Annotated in this window: 1 protein-coding gene; it reads left to right on the top strand. The window is 32.3% G+C overall.

Translation table 11 applies throughout. The features are described 5' to 3' along the window. Positions 1-283: 283 nt before the first annotated feature. A complete protein-coding gene (locus HV819_RS11360) occupies positions 284-1,561 on the top strand; it encodes an IS110 family RNA-guided transposase (RefSeq protein WP_154542237.1) in 1,278 nt (425 codons plus the stop codon). Positions 1,562-1,694: the final 133 nt, after the last annotated feature.

Raw genomic sequence — 1,694 nt, 5'->3', positions numbered from 1 at the left:
TGCTTGCTCATATACTAATAGTATAAGAACAGCTTTAAGCATAGTTCTTAAAAATGAACCTAATCATCTATGATAAAATTATAGATATTAGGGATGAAATGGGATTGTTTTATGTGCTTGCTGGGTTTCCAATTTAGGAATTACTCATTTGGTAGACTCCACCCTCATTCCATTGCCTTTCATCTTTTCGGTTGGTTAGGTTCATTTATTGATTACCTGTATAACTCGTGAGCCTGTTGTGGTTTTGGATTAACAGGGCATCCCAAATTATAGGAGGTATATTATGTCAGAAAAAATTGTTGTAGGAATTGATGTGAGTAAAGCTTTCAGTGATATCTGTATTCTATCACCTAATAATGACATCATCAAAAGACTTAAAATTTCTAATGATATTAATGGTATGAAGTCGCTCATCTATGTACTTGAAAAGGTAGAAGATGAGTACGAAGACAGAGCAGTAATTATCATGGAAGCTACTGCACACTATCATCAAATTTTAGCTAATTTTTTCCGTAAGCATAATTACGAAGTAATTGTAATTAATCCGATTCAAAGTGGAGCGTTGAAAAATATCAATATCCGAAAAATTAAATCAGATAAAACAGATGCATATAATATAGCGTTGCTATATCGTATTAAGAATTACAACGAAACAATTACACACTCAGATACCATTAACAGTATCAAAAAGCTTTGCAGACAGCATAAAGAATTGACGGATGAAATTGTGGAACACATCAACCGATTAATCGCTTTTTTAGATATTTCCTTTCCAGATTTCAAGAAATTATTTACGGATTTGCAAGGGAAAACACCTTTGTCTTTGCTTGAAAAATATCCTACTATACAGGAAGTCTTATCTCCTGAAAATAAGCAAGATATTCTTCGACTGATAAAAGAAAATTCACATAAAAGCAGCTCCTATGCCGAAGTAAAATATGAAAAACTATTGAAAGCTGCTGAAAAATCTATTGAAGTTTGTATAGTAAGCCTTAGTTCAGCAGTACTTATTCAAACAACTGTGAGGGTTATTTTCAGTTTACAGGAAGCTTTGAAAGCAATCGATGATGAAATCAAAAGGCTATCACTTTTAGATGAAAAGTTTCATAAAGAAATAGTGCTTTTACAAAGTATTCCAGGAGTTGGAGAGTATACAGCATGTGTTGTTTTATCAGAGCTTGGAGATATATCCAATTTCTCGAAACCGAAAGAATTAGTTGCTTTCTTTGGCTTGGATCCAGGAGTAACCCAAAGTGGAACATACAATAGGAAAAACAATAAAATCTCTAAAAGAGGATCACCTCATGTTCGCTCAATTCTCCATATGCTGGCTAAATCTAATGTGTATCCAAATCGCAACCGAGAGTATTTAAATCCTGTTATGCGAGCTTATTTTGAAAAGAAGATAGCTGAAAAACCATACAAAGTTGTAATGTGTGCAATTATGCGAAAGATGGTTCAAATTATTTTTGCTGTTCTCAGAAACCAAAAATCATTTGAGTTAAGAACACCCGAAGAACATCAAAAACTAATTCGAGAAAAAAGTAAGTTAGTCGCATAAATTTTTAAAAGTGTTGCCTCAAAAAATGAAAGTATATGAGGCTTGTTTGCTATGCACATTTTTAAGTTTTGTGACTTGAAAAAATTTTAAAAAATTTTTAAAAATAACTATTGACTTCCTTAGTTGGTCTATT

Origin of the sequence: Anaerococcus faecalis, assembly GCF_013371425.1 — a bacterium.
In the GTDB taxonomy this organism is placed as follows: Bacteria; Bacillota; Clostridia; order Tissierellales; family Peptoniphilaceae; genus Anaerococcus; species Anaerococcus porci.
Note: the sequence above shows the minus strand (reverse complement) of the source record. Positions and strands in the feature narration are given on the sequence as shown.